We start from the raw sequence: 17941 nt of genomic DNA, 5'->3' as shown, positions 1-17941 counted from the left end.
CCTTGAAAGCTTGTTTCGCAGGACTTCTGCGTTGCTATAGTTCGTCCACGACAAACACGACCGTCTGTCCGCTGGCCGCGCCTCGTGACCGATGCCGGATATTGTCGGGAATGACGAATGCGTCGTTCTGCTTGCAGGTGAACTCGTCACCGGTCTCAAAGCTGATCGTGAACTCACCTTCGAGTACGAAACCCTGGTGCCCCTTGTCGCACCAGTTCTGCTCGTCGAATCCTTTAGGCAATTCGAGAATCCGAACACGTTTGCCGAACGCTCGCGCTAGCTTGACGCGGCCATCTGCGCCCGGCTTGGACCATTTGTCCCAGGATATTTCCGGGAGGTTGATCCGCACCGGCGATCGCTTGAGCGCACTCTGCTCAGAGGCCAATGATGTTTCGTTCGTCACAGTTTTCTCTCCCCGATAGTTGCTCTCAGAAGGTCCGCTGCAAGGGGATGATCGTCTTATCCGCCGTGCTTAACAGTAACGTCTATGGAAGGACGGTATTGGTCGGCAAACTCGGTTCTCTACTGGAGCCGATCGACACCTTCTGATTTGCTGGCGCCCGCGAGGACATCAAACGACCCGGAGTTTCCATCGTATAACCAGATGTGCACGTTGCCGTCTGTCAGGCGCACCCCATGAGCCTTCAGCAATCGAATGACGTCGTCAGTCGCGGCACGCACAGTTTCGCCGGCATCTCCGTGTATCGCTTCTATCGTGATAAGAACGCGCTTTGACGTTCGACTGACCGCGGACGCGCCGCTTTGCTTATGATTCCAATAGCGCGCATGTGCTCGGCCACGGTCATCGAGATACGTAACCTCCTCGCCGCTCAGCGTGCTTTCGTTGCCGGATATGTCGAAGAAGACTTCGGTCCCCGACGCCTGCCTTACCACGAGCGGTAACGGCATCGTCGATATGTCGACAGCGGCAATCGGGATGCCGTGAACGACGGCCGCGTGGTTACACGCATCCACGACGGGATTGATCATCGGCAAGCTGCCATCCTTCTTGAAGCGTCGTATCAACGCCTCCGCTGCATTGCGCGTCTTGGTCGGGTTGACGCCCATCTGCCGATAGACGTCGCGCCACGCCTTGATGCTTGCCATCTCGGCGACATCCTGCTCGGCCGACAGCACGATTTTCGGAACAGCGGATTCAAGCTGAGTGAGTTCGAACTCGTCGATCAAGACGAGCCCGGCACGAAATCCGTCGAAGCGCGTCATCAAGCCGGCATCGTAAGCAATGATATTCTCAATTCGCATGAGTTCCTCTGGGCCCTCTTGGCCGGTTACTTGTCGCCAGCCTGCTGCGCGGCTTCCTTCAACTGTACTGCGGTGAACTCACGAATGATAAGTTCATAGATTCGCTGCGTGATGTCGGGGTCACCGCCTGACGCTAGCGCACGCTCGCGAACACGCGCGATCACCGCCGCAACGCGATCGCTCGCTTGGATACTCGTCTTGGTCGGCTCCTTGAACTGGCGGGCTTGCTGCGCCAATAGGAGACGGCGCGCCAGAAGAGCCACCAATTCATCATCGATCGTGTCAATTTCGGCCCGCACTTGGCGCAGCGTGGTCACAGGTTCATCCATGGCGTACCTCTGATTGTGGATAAGATGAAAAGGACGAACGGATGGCGTGCTTCATGGCGTAGGGGCATGTGCAGTCCATTACGCTGCGGCTTGTCAACGGCGCTTCAGGAGCCGCGCCACTCAGCCGGGCGCCGCGGAAAGCGACGGTCTGACTGGGGTCCATCGGAAATCCGGGTTGCTCCGTCAGAATTCGCAGATCGAGATCGGGCTGCATCCGCGTCGTCATGGCCCATAGAACATCTTCCGGCGAGTAGATGTCGATATCTTCGCCTACGACATAGACATTCTTGACGTATTTGTGCGTATCGAGGATTTTCCTGCCGAGGAAATGAACACCAGCATCGCCTTCCCGGGAGGTCTTGCACACGCTCACGACCGCCACGAGAAGTCCGCCGCCATAGCTCGGACAGTGAACATCAAGTACGGTCACCCCGGGAACCTCGCCGGCTGCCTCCAGGATCGAGACCTCTTGGGGGATGGCGAGGAGTTCCGACTGCTCTCGTCCTGGCCCCAGAAACGTCTGGTAGAATGGCTGATCGCGTGTGGTGATCGCGTTTATTCGAACGAGCGGCAACGTCGATTTGCTCTCCCCCATATAGCCGAGAAACTCCGGCATGGAGTATCCGGTGTGTCCCTCGGGAGCTGCTTCTGCCGTGATCTCCGCTTCGAGGACAATATCGGTATTTGCGAAACAGAACGCTTCGTTTGTCGCGCATTTAGCGATAGGCACAGGACGGCCGCGCATGGCGCCCGCAATGTGGAGTTCGTTGGTAAAGAGCTCTGTGTGCGGCGGCGAGAATGACGACGCGAGATAGATCAACGGATCACCACCAATATTGATGGATATCTTGAGCGATTGTCCGCGCGCTAAAGCCGCCTTGTAAAAGGTCTCCAGATGCCGTCCCGGCACCATCCAAATCGTGCAATGCCGGTCGTCGACAACACAGAGGCGATGGATCGACACGTTGGACGCGCCTCCCGTCGGACTTTGAGCATAAACGATCCCCGAAGTGATATACGGTCCGCCATCTTGTTGAGTATAGCGCAAGATGGGTAAGGCACTCAGCGCCACTGGCTCGATCCGCCGCCGTTGGCAACGCGGATCTTGCACGACGATCGGCGCGATCTGTCGCTTGAGGCGGTTGGCGAGACCCCGCTTGTCCAGGGTCGGCGCTCCGGACAACAAGATGTTATTTCTCCGACGCGCGCCGAACAGACCCATGACGACGGGTATCGCTGTGCCGGTATAGACAAGGATGCCTTCGTCCTCGCTGCGCGAAGAGGCGGGAGAACCCGCCTGTTGTGCGTAATGACCGGCGATCTCGAGGTCGGGCGAGAGGACCTGATCAACATAGCTTACGGTTTCGCCGAGCCGAGCGAATTCGCGAAGCACCGATGCGAGATCAGACATGTAGGTCAGCGGCTCACCCGACGCGTCAGACGGCCGGAGCGGCAACTCGTTCATTCCCCAGATCCATTTTCTTCATGTCCTGAAACGCCGGCCGCAGGTGAACGAGCAGATCCGACAACCGGCTCAGCATGGCATGAAGAGCGGACATGCCTTCCCCGTCCGAAAAGACTTTTCCGGGGCGCCCCCTTCGAGAAGTACGGGGTAACCACTTCCCGGTTTGATCATGCGGTTAAGGAGGATGTTGTTCACAAGCTGATCGTGAACACTACCGAGGCTATAACGCCGTCCGATGGTGATCACTTCGCCGATTTTGTTTTCGAGGGGGCGCTCGAAACGAAGGAAGCAAACGCCCGCGCGCTCGATAAAGACCTGCATAGGATGCGCCAAACCGAAGCCATGGACCGGTGCGGCGTAGATGACAGCATCCGACTGGATCATCCGCTCGATGATGCGCGGCATGTCGTCGTCGATCGTACAGGGACGCTGCGCAAAATTGCAATCCCCGCACGTCCCGCACGGCTCGATGTTGAGTCGACCAAGGCAGAACACTTCCACCTCGTGCCCACGCTGTGAGAGATAGTCCGCTGAATACCGAGAGATTTGCTCGGTATTGCCGTCCGAGCGCTCCGATCCACAAAGAATCGTAACTCGCGACCGAGCGTCCATGTCCCCGCCTCAGATTTGCGCGCCACACCACCAACCGCTCGATAATGCAGCGATACCGACATCGAGCGCGGGCACCAAATCAAAAATCGTAAAAGTCGTCAATTATAAAAAGACTCTTTTTAGTTGTATCGTTGCATTTCTCAACGATGCTCGAAGAACAATCACGCTGACGCTGCTACGCGTGTTGCGGGCATGGCGGTGACGGGCGCCGGACTGTCATCGCCTAGCCATTGCAATACAGCCGCGCCCAAGCCGACGATGACCACAGCGCTCCAGGCTACAGTGTAAGAGCCAGTGAAATCGAAACTCATCCCGCCCAGCCACGCGCCAGCAAACGAGCCCAGTTGGTGACTCAAGAACGTAAAGCCGAAGAGCGTGTTGAAGTGCTGCAGTCCAAACATGCGTCCAATAAGCCCGCTTACCAACGGCGTGACGCTGAACCAGAGCAGCCCCATAACGAATCCAAATACCAACGTCGCCACATCGCTAATAGGTAGTGCGAGGTAGACGACGATCGTGAGCGTGCGCAGTAGATACACCAGAGCCAGTAGGCGCTTCTGACTAAAACGAGCACCGAGTAGACCGCCAATGTAGGAGCCGATGGCATTGCCAAGCCCGATCAATCCGAGGGCGCTCGCACTCACCGCTGGAGCGATCCCACAGAGCTGGAGAAATTGGGGCAAATGGGTGGCGATGAACAGGAGCTGGAAGCCGCAGGCAAAGAAGGCGACAGTCATTACGATGAATCCGCGATGATGCGCGGCGCTGGACAGCGTTGTTCGAAGTGACCCGAAGTCAGGCTGCGCAGCTGATACCGACGGAGCATCGCGGTCGCGTCCGATCGCGAATGAAATAACACCGGTAAGAAGCGCGACAATTGCAAAGGCAATCAGGGCGGCACGCCAGCCGTGCCCTGAAATCAAAATCTGCCCGAATGGCGCAAGCGCGAGTGTACCAAGAGAGCCGCCGGCGGAAACGAGCCCTACGATCTGGCTTCGCCATTGAGGCGGGGCAATTCGGGATACGGTGCCAAGCAGGACGCCGAAGCTGGTTCCAGAAACGCCAAGCCCGACCAAAACTCCAGCTCCGAGGTCCAGCGCGGCAGTCGGGGATGCTGTAGCCATAAGCAAGAGCCCAGCGGCATAGATGATCGCACAGCCTACAAGAACAGGGCGAGCGCCAAAGCGATCGCCCAGAATTCCGATGAAAGGTTGGCTGATGCCCCACACCAGGCTTTGGAGTGCAATCGCAAATCCGAAGGCAGACGCGGAAACGCCGAGATCGGCCTCCATGGGGGGAAGAAACAGACTTAGACTTTGACGGAGCCCCATGCTCAACGAGATTATCGTCGCGGCGACAACGGCAACGACGATGGCACGTGTAGACATCAGCGTCGGAGGAGTTTCAGCGGCCGAGTCCGAGGTTGTCATGCAAGCAGCTCCACGCCTCAAAGCCTTGAGGTCATAGTGCAACTTATGATAGAGGTCAAATATGACGATAGCTCGTCACGACCGACTGCGGGTTGATCAACAATTCACTCGAATGGAACTCGCGGCCGCTGTGACGCTCCAATGCAGTTGAATGTGTCGATCGATTTCTACAATGACAGCAGCCATTCGCTTGACTTGTGATCTCCAATCGAGCATGGGGGTAAATTGTGGAGTTGCTGAATGGTTGATTTACCCCGTCTAGTTGTTGGGATTTCCGGCGCTTCAGGCATTGCTTATGGCGTGCGACTACTGAGCGTATTGCGGCAAGCTCCAGTGGAAACCTATCTCGTGATTTCCAAGGCCGCAGAAATAGCCATGGCTCACGAGGGACCTGTCAAGGTTGCCGATGTGCGATCATTGGCCGACAGGTGGTACAAGGCCGACGACATTGGTGCAGCGATTTCAAGCGGATCATTCAGAACGAACGGAATGATCGTCGCTCCCTGCTCCATTCGTTCGATGTCGGAAATTGCTACGGGCGTCACGTCGTCTCTGCTGACGCGTGCAGCCGACGTGGTCTTAAAGGAAAGACGACGCTTGGTGCTCATGGTGCGCGAAACGCCATTGCATACCGGCCACCTGAGAACGATGACGACACTGTCCGAGATGGGTGCGGTCATCTATCCGCCGGTTCCGGCATTCTATGCCAGACCGCAGACTCTCGAAGATATGGTTGACCATACCATTGGCCGTGTCCTCGATCTCTACGACATCGATGTGGGCGTCGTCCGTAGGTGGACCGATGACGAAGGCGGTTCGGTTCGCCGGCAAGACGCAATTGAACGGAGATAAAGATTTCTCGGCACATCGGCGTCAAGCTACACGTCTTGCAAATTTTAACGGCTCGCATCGTGTGTATTCTCGGAAACGAGGCTCTCAACCCGGCAACAAGCGGTCGATGCGCGCTTCAACGGGGCGTGTCGTAGCTGCCAACTTTAATACCCCCTCCGCACTCGAATTCGGAACGATCATATGAACAGCTTGTTTGGGGTCATCGAGCCCTACGCGGGAGATCCCATCCTGTTACTCAACGATCTCTATCGGGACGACCCGCGGTTGGATAAGGTCAACCTTGGGATTGGCATCTACGTCGATGAGGAAGGCAGAATCCCCCTCCTGCCGTCTGTGCGGATCGCGAGCCAGCGCTTTGGTGAGCAGGCGCGCGGCTATCTCCCGATGGAAGGACATCCGCTCTACCGCGACCTCGTTTGTCGCTTGGTCTTGGGAGATCGGCATCCTGCTGTCGTTGAGGGCCGTGTCGTAACCGTGCAGACCCTGGGAGGCACGGGCGGCATCAGTCTGGCAGCAGATTTCCTCGCCAAGCATTGCCCAAACCGACGCGTCTACATCAGCGATCCAAGCTGGGAGAACCACCACGGGCTGTTTCAGCGCTCGGGCTTTGGAACAGCGACTTACCCGTACTGGGACCCGCAGACCCGCTCTCTTGATTTTGACGGAATGACCCATACCCTGGAGCACGCGAGCGAAGGCTCGATCGTCGTCATACAGCCCATTTGCCACAATCCGACCGGCCTCGACCTGGACCAGCGTCAGGAGGCGCTCCTCACGAAGCTGCTCCTTGCGAAACGACACCTAGTGGTCTTCGACATGGCCTACCAAGGATTTGGCTCCGGTTTCGATGACGATGCCGGTTTCGTGCGGCGCTTCGCCGAACGCTCCGTTGACGGCGGCTGTCTCATCGTAAATTCCTTCTCCAAGAACCTAGCGCTCTATGGGGAACGTTGCGGCGGCTTGACGGTCGTCTGCCGCGACAACGACGAAGCGGAACGCGCTCTCGGTCAGCTAAAGCAAGCGGTGCGGCGCAGCTACTCAACGCCACCGATCACCGCAAGCGCCCTGGTAACGACCGTTCTCGGCGAGCCGGATCTTTTCTCGCTATGGTCGAATGAGGTACGCCATATGCGTGAACGCATGCTCACGATGAGGCGTCTGCTCGCAGCAGAGATCCAAACGCTCTCAAATGCAGTGGATACAGCGTTCCTTCTGCAACAGCACGGCATGTTCAGCTTCACCGGGTATTCCACGGCACAGGTCGCTCGGTTGCGAGAGGAAGGTATCTATCTTGTCGGTTCAGGACGGATGTGTGTTGCCGGCCTTACGCCTGACAATATCAGGAAGGTGGCGGGGTGCTTCACAACGATCGCACAATCTTCGATCGCCTGACTTCGACTCTCTAGCGGCTTGACATCCGCGCGACGACTGAGCAAATCTCGAAGCCGACAGTCTCAAAGAAATGGTGGGCCCGTTCATTCGTCTTACCCGATTCCAGAAAAAGGCGACGAATCTCTCTAGCGCGTGCCTCCTTTTCAAAGTTCCGTCTGTCCGATCCGGCCGCGAAAATCGTTCGACAAAAATTGCCAAGTAGCGCGGCAACCGCCCGGCCTTGCATAAATCCTACCAAGGTAATCTTCCGCAATTCTCGGATTGGTCCGGTAACCGGCCATCGCCTGCTTGGCCAAGTCGAGCGAAGATCACCGGACCAGTTTGACCATTGGCGACAAAGCGACAAATGACCAATCACGGTTTCAATGAAGGAGCGCTAATCGAGCGCATCGAACGCGGGTTGATTTTGCTCGGCTCATCGAGGCCGGCTTGCTTTAGTTGTTCGCGAGCAAGGCTACCCGAGAGCGCTTGGAAGATTTATGCCAAGAAGGTCGGACGGCACTGAACCGGCCGGAAGACCGGACGGAGGCCACAGAAGCTCTGCGCAATCTGATCGACCGGATAGTTCTGGAACCTGGTCCCGAGCGCGGCGAGATGAACGCCACGCTCTATGGCGAGTTGGGCACGATCTTGAACCGGATGACCCGCCAAGACAGTGAAAAGTCGACAAAAACGAAAACTCCCGCAGCGCCGGCTGCGGCGCTGGCACCGCTACTTTGACCGGTCCAGACAACGGGAAACTCCCGCTTGATCATCGTCCCCCTCCATCCAGTGTATTCTGACGAGCAACAGAGAACGCTTCAGTCCTCAGTAAGTCGTGACCACGCGAGCGGCACGCTCACTGTTCGGAAGATCAGGCCCAACGAGGCACCGCCGCAAGTCCGCAAGATAGTCCTCAAGTGATACTTCGTGGATCGGCGTGATGGTGTGCTGAAGGCCGGCCGGCAACTGCACGCGACTCATGTACCAGCCGCGCATGCTCATCCGATCTGCGACGTCCAACAGGTCGTACTCCTCGTGAGAGTAGGCGATCACCCCGAGCGGCTGCTCTCCGAGAAAATGAAAGCCGCCAATCGCCTCGATCCCCGCGATGTATCGCTGTTTGATCTCCAATACCTTTCGGGCCAGTGCCAGATATCCGGCCTCGCCAAGATAATTCATCACGGCCCATGCTATAGCGCGACAATCAGGATGAGAGCGGCGCGTCAATCAAGATGAGACGAGGCGGCCGAGTCAGAGGATGATTGACGCTCGCGGCGGTTTTGGCAAGCCTTGATTGACGCTGCGCGACAATCACGCAGGATTGCCAGCGTCAACCATTATCGAGTTCGTTCGGAGTGGTGTGGACGGGCGGCCGGCCTGGACCGCGCTTGCGATCGAGGGCAACTTGTCGACGATAGCTCTCGACGTTCATCTCGAGGATCGTGGCGTGGTGCACCAGGCGATCGACGGCCGCGAGCGTCATTGCCTGATCTGGGAAGATACGCCCCCACTCGCCGAACGGCTGATTGGCCGTGATCAGCAGCGAGCGGCGCTCATAGCGGGCAGCGATCAGCTCGAACAATACGCTGGTCTCCGCCTGATCCTTGCTCACATATGTGATGTCGTCGAGGATCAGGAGGTCGTAACGATCGAGTTTGGCGATCGCGGACTCCAACGCCAGCTCGCGCCTAGCCACTTGTAGCCGCTGTACTAGATCAGTCGTGCGTGCGAAGAGAACGCGCCAACCGTTTTCGACGAGAGCCAGACCGATCGCTGCGCCGAGATGAGTCTTGCCTCCGCCGGGCGGGCCAAACAACAGCAGATTGGCGCCCGTCTTCAACCAAACGTCGCCCGCGGCAAGCGCCATCGCCTGTGCCTTCGATAACATCGGCACGCTCTCGAAGTCGAACGTGGCGAGCGTCTTGCCGGCAGGCAAACGCGCTTCCGCCATGTGTCGCTCGATCCGACGGCGGGTGCGATCGGCTGCCTCGTGCTCGGCAAGGGCCGCGAGGAAGCGGGCGGCAGGCCATCCTTGACGCCCGGCAGGCGCAGCTCACTGAGCAGCAGCTCGACGCGGGCGGTATCGATGGAGGTCGCCATGCTGGTCATGCTGCCTCTCCCAGGTTCGAGCGGCCCGATACGATGCTGACGGAAGCCAGCTCATCGTAGACGTCGAGCGATGCCAGCTTGACGGCGACACTCGGGATCGAGGTCGCCTCGGGCCGGAAGCGATCGCGCAATGCCGCAAGATCGGGTAGCCGTCCGGCATCGAGATCGATCGCGACCGCCTCGGCGAGCTCGGTTCGCAGGCGCGCTCGTGGGCCAGCGCCAGAAGCTCGGCCGTCACCTTGCAGGCGCGCCGATCGTCACCGTGTTCCCGCAAAGTCTCGAACAGGCGTTTGTAGGCCGGACGCGGGAAGAGCTGGTCGCGATAGACGAGGCTGACGAGAGCCATCGGCTTGCGCCGCAGGGCGTGGATGACGCGCCGGTAATCGACGACATGCCCGCCCTGGCTCTCCGACACAGGCCGACCGCGCCGCGGCGTCACGATCGGCGTGACGCCGAGGAAGCATTCGAGCCGGTCGTCGAAGGTGCGCACACGCAGGCGATGGCCAATCAATCTTGAAGGCACGGTGTAGAACACGCGTCTCGAAATGAAGCCACCTGACGATGTCACCGGGATCACCTTCTCCTCGAAGTCGGTCGTGCGGCCTTTCGGCAGCGGCCCCAGTGCTTCCTTCTCGAGCGCGATCCGCTTGACGAGGTTGGCATTGCGCCGGCCGACAATCTCGTCGACAAAAGCCCGCCAGGCATCGAGACTGGCGAAGTCGCGCGTGCCCCGCAGCAACAGCGCATCCTCCAGCGCTCGTTTGAGATGGCCATGCGCACTCTCGATCGAGCCATTCTCGTGTGCGATGCCCGCGTTGTTGCGCGTTGGCGCCATGCCATAGTGGCCCATCAGCGCGGCGTAGCGCTGTGTCAGATCCTCCCGCGCGTCGGTCGCCAGATTGCGGAACGCGGCCGACAGGCTGTCGCTGCGATGCTCTCGCGGCACGCCGCCGAGCGCCCACAGCGCGTTCTGCAAGCCCTCGGCCAGGGCGACGAAGCTTTCACCGCCGAGCACGACATGGGCATGCTCGAAGCCGGAGAAGGCCAACCGGAAGTGATAGAGCCGGTGATCGAGCGGCTCACCCGCGATGGTAATGCCGAGCGCGCTCACGTCGGTGAAGTCGGACAGACCCAGGCGGCCGGGCTCGTGCTCCTGGCGGAAGATCACGTCCTGTTCGGGGCCGTTGAGCGCCCGCCAGGCATTGAGGCGCCGCTCCAGCGTGCGTCCCGGCCAGCTCCGACGAGACGAGCGCTACCAGTAAACCCCGCCGCGCGAAGGGGTCAAAATTGGACGCCGATGAGGGGGCAAATTTGCAAGCCGATTGACACTCCGGGCAAATACCGTCGGCCATTTTTGAGCCGCGAACAGCCGGAGGTTTCCTTGTTTTACAGACACTTAGACAAAGAAAAATACCGTCAGGCGCAGCATCGCGCGTGACGGTATCGATCAGGATCGCTGGTTTCAATGGACGGTGACGCCGTCAGGGGCTCCGTCTGTCCAGATTTCTGCGTATCGATAGATGTCGAACGTAGACGACGAGTTCAGTCGTAAAATCAGCCTGTTAATTCGTGCATTTGGATAGAGGGGGATGGTCCCGGACGGGCCCGAATTATTCCCACTCAATCGTTCCGGGCGGCTTGCTCGTCACGTCGTACACCACCCGGTTCACGCCCTTCACCTCGTTGATGATGCGCGTCGCCGTCTCCCCCAGAAACTTCATGTCGAACTGGTAGAAGTCCGCGGTCATGCCGTCGGTTGATGTCACGGCGCGCAGGCCCACGACGTAGTCATAGGTGCGGCCGTCGCCCATGACGCCGACGGTCTTCACCGGGAGCAGCACGGCAAAAGCCTGCCAGATCTCGTCGTAGAGGCCGTGCTTTCGGATCTGGTCGATGTAGACGGCATCCGCCTTGCGCAGGATGTCGAGCTTGTCCTTGGTGATGTCGCCGGGGCAGCGGATGGCGAGGCCGGGGCCCGGGAACGGGTGACGGCCGACGAAGATTTCGGGGAGGCCGAGCTCGCGGCCGAGCTCGCGCACCTCGTCCTTGAAGAGCTCGCGCAGGGGCTCGACGAGCTTCATGTTCATGCGCTCGGGCAGACCGCCGACATTGTGATGCGACTTGATCGTCACCGAGGGGCCACCGGTGAAGGAAACGCTCTCGATCACGTCGGGGTAGAGCGTGCCTTGCGCGAGGAAATCGGCGCCGCCGATCTTCTTCGCCTCCGCGTCGAACACGTCGATGAAGAGACGGCCGATGGTCTTGCGCTTCACTTCCGGGTCGGTGACCCCTTCGAGCTCGCCCAAAAACTGCTTGGATGCATCCACGTGCACGAGCGGGATGTTGTAGTGGTGGCGGAACAGGTCGACCACCGTCTCGGCCTCGTTGAGACGAAGCAGCCCATGATCGACGAACACGCAGGTGAGCTGGTCGCCGATCGCCTCGTGGATCAGCACCGCGGCCACCGCTGAATCGACGCCGCCGGAGAGGCCGCAGATCACCCTGCCCTTGCCGACCTGGCTGCGGATCTTCTGGATCGCCTCCTCGCGGAAGGCGCGCATGGTCCAGTCGCCGCTAAGGCCTGCGATCTTGCGCACGAAGTTGCGGATCAGTTTTGCGCCATCGGGCGTGTGCACCACCTCGGGGTGGAACATCAACCCATAGTACTTGCGCCTCTCATCCTGGATGATCGCGAACGGCGCGTTCGGCGAAGTGCCTGCGACGGTGAAGCCTGGCGGCATCTTGGTAATGCGGTCGCCATGGCTCATCCAGACCTGATGCTTGCCGCCAAGCTTCCAGGTGTCCTCGAACAGCTTGCTGTCGGCCTTCACCTCCACATCGGCGCGGCCGAACTCGCGATGATGACCGCCCTCGACCTCGCCGCCGAGCTGGGCCGCCATGGTCATCTGGCCGTAGCAGATGCCCATCACCGGCACGCCGGAGGCGAAGATCAATTGCGGGGCGCGGGGCGAGCCCTCTTCGTGCACCGACTCCGGTCCGCCGGAGAGAATCACCGCTTTCGGCTTCATCTCCTTGAAGGCCTCTTCGGCCTTGTTGAACGGGACGATCTCGCAATAGACGCCGTCCTCGCGCACACGACGCGCAATGAGCTGCGTCACCTGGCTGCCGAAGTCGACGATGAGAATCTTGTCGTGCGCCGAGGCCACATGGGGCGACGACGGGGAGCGGTCGTGCTGTGCTGCTGTCATGGCAAGCAGATACGCGAGCGGGCACGCCCCCGCAATGCCGGAAACCGGCTTTCCCGCCGGATTTTTGGGCCGGTTTCGGCAGGAGATGGCCGCGTCGGCCGTAGGTGAGCAAAGGCTCACTTGCGCCGTATCCACCCGACGACGCCGAGCTGCGCTGAAGTGCGCCAGATGCAGCGCAAGATAGAAAACCGGCTTGACGTCCCGAGTCGCGCGCGGCGCCTTGAAGTAGCCCCATTATTCCGCTATATGTTGTAGCATCGATACTTGGCCGAACTACTGGGCCGCTTCGCCTCGTTTTTGACGGGCGCGCACGTTTCAGAGATTTCCCCAAAATCGACCAATCGGGCCGTCGTGCGCAAAACATATGCGTGTCGGTCCACGTGCGAACATCGTCAATGAAAGGACGAGACTATGGCAATGGGCACCGTGAAGTGGTTCAACAATCAAAAGGGCTTCGGCTTCATCCAGCCGGACGACGGCAACAAGGACGTCTTCGTTCACATCAGCGCGGTTGAGCGCGCTGGTCTGAGCACCCTCAACGAAGGTCAGAAGGTGTCGTTCGACATCGTTGCAGACCGCCGCAGCGGCAAATCTTCCGCCGACAACATCCGCGCCGGCTAGTCCGCCGCGCGACGCGCAAGGGCGCTCTGACCACGGACGTACTGGCAGAGCACAAGCTATCAAGCCCCGCCACCGAGCTTCGGTGTGCGGGGCCTTTGTTTTGCGCAGGACAGTATTGCCTCACTCACCGCTGTCATTCCCCGCGGAAGCGGCAATCCAGTACACAGCGGCCGTTCCGTATCCCATCACTGCCTCTGGAATGCTGGATCGCTTCCGCGGGCGATGACGGTTGTGATTGTGGATCGCGGTTCGCCGCTACGGCCGGCCTGGAGTGACGGAGCGTGGTTACGATGCCTTCTTCAGCACCGAGACGAAGAACCCATCCGTCCCTGTGCGGCGCGGCGTCATTAGCCAGCCTTCGTCGGATTGCAGCGCGGCCTCTGCAAAGGCGTCCGCCTTGTCCCAGAGCACGCTCGCGGTCTGCTCACGCGGCACGACTGAGAATTCCGGATGGCGCGCCACGAACGCCCTCACCTGCTCGCCGTTCTCCTCCGACAGCACCGAGCAGGTGATATAGGCGATGCGGCCGCCCGCCTTCACCAGCGGCACGGCGCGCTCGAGCACCTCGGCCTGGTCCTTCAGCCGTATCTCCAGGGCGCCCGGGCGCATGCGCCATTTGGCGTCGGGGTTGCGGCGCCAGGTACCGGTTCCCGTGCAGGGGGCGTCGATCACGACGAGGTCCGCGGTGCTGTGGATGTCAGCGAGCGGGTCGGCCTCGCCCTTGGGCGAGCGGATTTCCGCATTGTGGACGCCCGCGCGCGACAGCCGCTCATGGATCGGCGCGAGCTGGCGCTTGTCGCGATCGGTCGCGATCAGGCGTCCTTTGCCCTGCATGAGGGCCGCCAGCGCCAGCGTCTTGCCACCGGCGCCGGCGCAGAGATCGATCACCTGCTCGCCGGGTTTTGCGGCCGTGAACAGCGCCGCAAGCTGCGAGCCTTCATCCTGGACTTCAATGGCGCCCTTGATGAAATCCTCCTCGGCCTGGACGCCGGGATTGCGCGCGTCGGCGCCAAGCTCGATGCGCAGGCCGTTCGGCGACCATGGCGTCGGCTTTGCGCCGAGATGAGCGAGCGAACGCAGCACCTTGTCGCGATTGCCTCTGAGCGTATTGACGCGCAGATCGAGCGGCGCGCGGCTCGCCATTGCGGCAGCTTCGGCCGCGCGGATCTCGCCGAACACTTTGGCAAGGTACGGATCGAGCCATTCGGGATAATCGCCGGCAACCGAAGCCGGCGCGTCCTTGAGGGAGCGTGAGGCGAGCGCGGCCTGCTCGGCCTCGGTCAGCGGCGCAGGCGCATAGCGGCCGCCGTCGAACAGCGCGGCCATGGTCGGCGTGTCCATGTTGCGCTCCAGGCGCAGCATACCGAGCAGGCGCGCCCGCGCGGTGTCCGAATCCATTAGCCAGGCGCTGGAGGCGTAGCGACGCAGCACGTCCCAGACGAGGCCGGCGATCGCGGCGCGGTCGCCGGAGCCGGCGAAGCGATGCGCAGTGCCCCACTCCTTCAGCGCTTTCGCCGCGGGCACGCGGTCTTTCTCGATGGTGTCGATCAGTTCGATGGCCGCGGACAGCCGGGCAGCAGGGGTCATTTCCAATCTTTCAGAATGAAATCCGATGCTGAAAGCATCAGATCAGCAACAAAATCTTCAGCGCGAAGTAGATCCACATCGCGAGCAGCACCAAGACGCCGGCAAGCCAGACGGTCGAGCGCTGGCCCAGATCGTTCGAAGAGACGAAGACGCCGGCATGGGCGAACCGCATCACCACGAACACCCAGGACATCAGCACGATGAAGAGATCGGCATGGCGGAGCGGCAGCGCCAGTGCGATCAGCACATAGAACAGCACCGGCAGTTCGAACTGGTTGGCAAAGCAATTGGCGATCTGTGTGGCGCGCTTCGGCCAGTTCGGCTCGCCGAGCGCAATGTCGCGGATTTTGGTCTCGCCGGAGACCAGTGTCTGCCGCCGCGCCAGCGCCATCCAGATCAGGAGCGCGAATGTCAGCGCGACCTGAATGAAGACCGGCAGCAAAACCATTTGAACGGACATCGGAATCGTTCCCGCTTGGCGGAGGGCGAGACCGTCCTTAGCCGCCGCCGCTGGCCCTGACAATCAACGACTTGACCCGCCGTTCCCACATCTGCGATCAACTATCGATAGTTAAAGCGATTTTCGCTTCTCCTCCTGCGCGACCAGCGAGACGCTGTCGCGCCTCTGTTTTGAGCTCCCTGTTCGGTGATTCCGCCGATGGCGGGCTCGGCATCCCGACGTCAGCGCTTCCAGGCGTCGCGGCGGCCACCTCGCCCACCGTGTCGCCTCGCCGATCGCGAGCGCACCGCAGGACGCGTTCGCGATCCGCTTCCGCTTGCTGTGACCGTCATGGTCCCGACGCTTGTCAGGCCTAACAAGGGGTATGACCGAGTTCCGCCTCACGCAGATCTCCGACACCCATCTCGGCCGCCGCTTCCCCGGCCTGATCGCGAACTTCCATCGTGTCGCCGAGCACATCGACGCCGCAAGGCCTGATCTCGTCGTCAACACCGGCGATGTGTCCTTCGACGGTCCGACCAGCCGCGATGATGTCGAATTTTCCAAGGGTTTGCACGACGCCCTGTCCGTGCCGTGCCGGTACCTGCCGGGCAATCACGACATCGGCGACAATCCGACCGCGGTCGGGCCAGCGCCATCGCCACCGGTGGATGAAGCTCACCGCCGGCAATTCTGCGCAGTCTTCGGCCACGACCATTGGCGGTTCGATGCGGCCGGCTGGTGCTTTATCGGCCTCAACTCGCTGGTGATGAATTCGGGTCTTGCGTTCGAGGCCGAGCAATTCGACTGGCTGGCGTCCGAACTGGCGCGCGCGAGGCACAAGCCGATCGCGCTGTTTGTGCACAAGCCGCTGTTCCTGAACCTGCCCGACGACCCCGAGACCGTGGACACCTCCATCCGCTATGTGCCGCAGCCGGCGCGACAGCGCTTGATCGAGATGTTTTCACACCTCGATCTCCGCCTCATTGCGAGCGGGCACGTCCATCAGCGGCGCGATTTCACCTTTCGTCACACAAGGCACGTCTGGGCGCCCTCGGCGGGCTTCACGATCAATGACAAGCGCCAGGTGCGGATCGGGACCAAGGAAACCGGACTCGTCGAATACCGCTTCCAGCCCGACGGCTTTGAGGTCCGCCACGTCAGGGCGGCCGGACAGGTCGATGTCGACATCGAGGAATTGCTGGCGCAGATGGACCAGCCTCATCCTTAGGCAATACTTTGGTACCTCTATGCCCACAATAGAACCAGAAATAGTTAGAAACTCCTGATGACAACGTTGTCATTTCCGTCATATCGTTGTCCGCGGCGATTAAACGCCGCGACACGGAGTGACCATGCAGTCGTCTTCCCGGTGGGGCGCCCGGCGCCTGTCTGCGACCACGAGGGGCATCCCCCTGGTCGACGGCCTCGCCACAGCGGAGATCGGCAGCCAGCGCTGGCAGCCCGCCCGTGGCGACCTCGCGCTCCCCGCCCTCACCCTGGATGAGGCCGCCTTTGGGGCCAACCGCGACCTCTTCCTGCGCTGGTGCAGTGGTGCCGGCGTTGCCGTTGCACCGCACGCCAAGACGCCGATGTCGCCGGAGCTCGCCCTCTCGCTGCGCGAGGCCGGCGCCTGGGGCACGACGGTCGCCAACATCCAGCAAGCCGCCGTGCTGCTCGCCCATGGCGAACGACGCCTGCTCTTGGCAAACGAGATCGGCGGCCTTGCTGCCGGGCGGCGGCTCGGCGCGTTGCTGAGCGCCTATCCTGATGTGGAATTTCATGCCTTCGCGGACTCGCCGGCAGCAGTCGCCTCGCTTGCCGAAGCCGCGCACCTGTCGGGCCGCGGCGACATTTCCGTGCTGGTCGAGCTCGGCGCGGGGCGCGCCGGCGCGCGCGATCGCGCGGCGATCGAGGCCGTCATCGCGGCGGTGCTCGCCTCGAAGGGCCTCTCGCTCGGCGGCGTTGCCACCTACGAAGGCGCTGTCGCCACGCCGGACACCGAAGAGACCGCGTTCGCCATCGCGAAACTGATGGAGCGCACGATCGAGGCCTTTACGCTCGTGCGCAGCGCCGCCGCCGGCCGCCCGCTGATCCTCAGCGCCGGCGGCTCGGCTTATTTCGATGTCGTCGCAGCCGCGCTCGTACCGGTCGCGCGGCGCGACGGCAACACGCGCGTCGTCTTGCGCTCCGGCGCGCTGTTCTTCGCCGATCATGGCATCTATGCGCGTGCCTTCGCGGAGGTCGACCGGCGCGGCGGTCTCGTCATCGATGGCGTGCGCCGCTGCGCAGCCCAAAGCTTTCGCCCTGCCCTCACGCTCTGGGCCGAGGTGCTGTCGCGCCCCGAGGCGAGGCTTGCGATCTGCGGCTTCGGCATGCGCGACGCCTCGTTCGATCAGGGCCTTCCAGTGCCCTTGCGCGTCCTTCGCGATGGCGTAGAGCAACGCGACCTCGCCAAGACGCTCACCGTCACGCGGCTCAACGACCAGCAAGCCTTCGTCGGCCTGCCTGAGGACAGCCCGCTCGCCGTCGGCGACATCATCGCCTTTGGCATCTCGCATCCCTGCACCTGTCTCGACCGCTGGCGCGTGATCTATGGCCTCGATGCCGACGGCACGGTCACACGTGCGCTCACCACGCAGTTCGGCTGA

At 61.2% G+C, this 17941-nt stretch carries 16 protein-coding genes and 3 pseudogenes; 8 read left to right on the top strand and 11 right to left on the bottom strand.

The genetic code is table 11. The features are described 5' to 3' along the window. Positions 1-34: 34 nt before the first annotated feature. The 4 genes from QA640_RS20415 to QA640_RS20400 all read right to left on the bottom strand — a co-directional run bounded on the left by QA640_RS20415 (position 35) and on the right by QA640_RS20400 (position 3057). Entirely contained in the window at positions 35-403 is a 369-nt protein-coding gene (locus tag QA640_RS20415) for a hypothetical protein (protein ID WP_283042382.1), read from the bottom strand. A gap of 119 nt (positions 404-522) precedes the next feature. Beyond that, positions 523-1224 (bottom strand): phenylalanine--tRNA ligase beta subunit-related protein, encoded by a 702-nt coding sequence (locus tag QA640_RS20410; RefSeq protein ID WP_283042381.1) that lies wholly within the window; start codon positions 1222-1224, stop codon positions 523-525. Between the two features lie 65 nt (positions 1225-1289). Continuing rightward, positions 1290-1580, bottom strand: a complete 291-nt coding sequence (locus QA640_RS20405; protein ID WP_283042380.1) for a chorismate mutase — start codon at positions 1578-1580, stop codon at positions 1290-1292. A 4-nt stretch (positions 1581-1584) separates the two neighbouring features. Further along, a complete protein-coding gene (locus QA640_RS20400) occupies positions 1585-3057 on the bottom strand; it encodes a UbiD family decarboxylase (RefSeq protein ID WP_283042379.1) in 1473 nt (490 codons plus the stop codon). A 204-nt stretch (positions 3058-3261) separates the two neighbouring features. Here QA640_RS20400 and QA640_RS20395 point away from each other — a divergent pair, with 204 nt between their 5' ends. Next, positions 3262-3576, top strand: coding sequence for a hypothetical protein (locus tag QA640_RS20395; protein ID WP_283042378.1), 315 nt, complete (start codon positions 3262-3264; stop codon positions 3574-3576). 254 nt (positions 3577-3830) lie between these two features. Here the strand turns inward: QA640_RS20395 and QA640_RS20390 are convergent, their stop codons facing one another. After that, positions 3831-5099, bottom strand: coding sequence for an MFS transporter (locus QA640_RS20390; RefSeq protein WP_283042377.1), 1269 nt, complete (start codon positions 5097-5099; stop codon positions 3831-3833). 240 nt (positions 5100-5339) lie between these two features. On the opposite strand from QA640_RS20390, the gene QA640_RS20385 reads away from it, so the two are divergent. From QA640_RS20385 to QA640_RS20375, 3 genes are all read left to right on the top strand, one after another. Then, positions 5340-5951, top strand: coding sequence for a UbiX family flavin prenyltransferase (locus tag QA640_RS20385; RefSeq protein WP_283042375.1), 612 nt, complete (start codon positions 5340-5342; stop codon positions 5949-5951). 180 nt (positions 5952-6131) lie between these two features. Beyond that, a complete protein-coding gene (locus QA640_RS20380) occupies positions 6132-7343 on the top strand; it encodes an amino acid aminotransferase (RefSeq protein WP_283042374.1) in 1212 nt (403 codons plus the stop codon). 468 nt (positions 7344-7811) lie between these two features. Then, on the top strand, positions 7812-8063 hold the full coding sequence (locus QA640_RS20375) for a hypothetical protein (protein ID WP_283042372.1): 252 nt from the start codon (positions 7812-7814) through the stop codon (positions 8061-8063). A gap of 87 nt (positions 8064-8150) precedes the next feature. Here QA640_RS20375 and QA640_RS20370 read toward each other — a convergent pair whose 3' ends face one another. The 3 genes and pseudogenes from QA640_RS20370 to istA form a co-directional block, all read right to left on the bottom strand. Next, positions 8151-8504 carry a hypothetical protein gene (locus QA640_RS20370; RefSeq protein ID WP_283042371.1) on the bottom strand — a complete coding sequence of 118 codons (354 nt, stop codon included), beginning with the start codon at positions 8502-8504 and terminating at the stop codon, positions 8151-8153. A gap of 25 nt (positions 8505-8529) precedes the next feature. Further along, positions 8530-9434, bottom strand: a pseudogene (istB, locus tag QA640_RS20365) (IS21-like element helper ATPase IstB). Next, a pseudogene (istA, locus tag QA640_RS20360) lies at positions 9431-10659 on the bottom strand (IS21 family transposase); the annotation flags it as partial. The pseudogenes istB and istA, both read right to left, overlap by 4 nt. On the opposite strand from istA, the pseudogene QA640_RS48350 reads away from it, so the two are divergent. Next, a pseudogene (locus tag QA640_RS48350) lies at positions 10653-10760 on the top strand (IS21-like element helper ATPase IstB); the annotation flags it as partial. The pseudogenes istA and QA640_RS48350 sit on opposite strands and share 7 nt — an antisense overlap. Positions 10761-11044: 284 nt before the next feature. Here the strand turns inward: QA640_RS48350 and guaA are convergent. After that, the gene (gene guaA / locus QA640_RS20355) at positions 11045-12643 is read right to left on the bottom strand and encodes a glutamine-hydrolyzing GMP synthase (protein ID WP_283042370.1); all 1599 of its coding nucleotides are present in this window, start codon (positions 12641-12643) and stop codon (positions 11045-11047) included. A gap of 411 nt (positions 12644-13054) precedes the next feature. On the opposite strand from guaA, the gene QA640_RS20345 reads away from it, so the two are divergent. Beyond that, a complete protein-coding gene (locus tag QA640_RS20345) occupies positions 13055-13264 on the top strand; it encodes a cold-shock protein (protein ID WP_349253739.1) in 210 nt (69 codons plus the stop codon). Between the two features lie 285 nt (positions 13265-13549). Here the strand turns inward: QA640_RS20345 and QA640_RS20340 are convergent, their stop codons facing one another. Further along, positions 13550-14851, bottom strand: a complete 1302-nt coding sequence (locus QA640_RS20340) for an RsmB/NOP family class I SAM-dependent RNA methyltransferase (RefSeq protein ID WP_283042367.1) — start codon at positions 14849-14851, stop codon at positions 13550-13552. Between the two features lie 37 nt (positions 14852-14888). Beyond that, positions 14889-15311 carry an MAPEG family protein gene (locus tag QA640_RS20335; RefSeq protein ID WP_283042366.1) on the bottom strand — a complete coding sequence of 141 codons (423 nt, stop codon included), beginning with the start codon at positions 15309-15311 and terminating at the stop codon, positions 14889-14891. 364 nt (positions 15312-15675) lie between these two features. Here QA640_RS20335 and QA640_RS20330 point away from each other — a divergent pair, with 364 nt between their 5' ends. Both QA640_RS20330 and QA640_RS20325 read left to right on the top strand, forming a co-directional pair. After that, positions 15676-16521 carry a metallophosphoesterase gene (locus QA640_RS20330; RefSeq protein ID WP_283042365.1) on the top strand — a complete coding sequence of 282 codons (846 nt, stop codon included), beginning with the start codon at positions 15676-15678 and terminating at the stop codon, positions 16519-16521. Between the two features lie 124 nt (positions 16522-16645). Continuing rightward, complete coding sequence (locus QA640_RS20325) at positions 16646-17941, top strand: alanine racemase (RefSeq protein WP_283042364.1); 1296 nt, start codon at positions 16646-16648, stop codon at positions 17939-17941.

The organism is Bradyrhizobium sp. CB82, assembly GCF_029714405.1.
Classification (GTDB): domain Bacteria; phylum Pseudomonadota; class Alphaproteobacteria; order Rhizobiales; family Xanthobacteraceae; genus Bradyrhizobium.
Note: the sequence above shows the minus strand (reverse complement) of the source record. Positions and strands in the feature narration are given on the sequence as shown.